Here is a 425-nt window from a genome sequence, read left to right as displayed (position 1 = left end):
CCTGAGACGATTGGCGCTGCAAAGGATGTGCCTTGAGTTGCCTCATAATCGTCGCCAAAGGTTGAGCCGTTATCATTTTCAACGAGGCGAGATGTCGAAGTCACATTAGAGCCCGGAGCTGAGACGAGAATGGACGCACCGGGATTGGAAAACGGATCTTGTGCGATTTGAAGATTTCCAAGATCTCCTTCAGCGTTAATCGCGCCCACAGTGATGGAGTAACGGCTGTTTGTAAGGTCATGGGCGTTGGTGTCATGCCCTTCCTGTCGGTCATTACCACCAGAGACCACAACAATTGTTCCCAGTTCAATACGTCCTAAGCCTGTCGCCTGTTCAAGCAGCGTTGTGCTTACAGAGTTGCCATTTTGGTCGACGACTGCGTTCGCAAAAAGATCTTCTGTCCCCCAACTGTTGTTGGCAATATC

The 425-nt window shown here is 50.4% G+C and carries 1 protein-coding gene; it reads right to left on the bottom strand.

Annotated features, from left to right (window positions below; genetic code table 11):
- On the bottom strand, positions 1-425 hold a 425-nt coding region (locus tag PPL9_RS28945; RefSeq protein ID WP_152986863.1), incomplete at both ends, for a S8 family serine peptidase.

It is taken from the genome of Pseudovibrio sp. POLY-S9, assembly GCF_001431305.1.
GTDB lineage: Bacteria > Pseudomonadota > Alphaproteobacteria > Rhizobiales > Stappiaceae > Pseudovibrio.
Note: the sequence above shows the minus strand (reverse complement) of the source record. Positions and strands in the feature narration are given on the sequence as shown.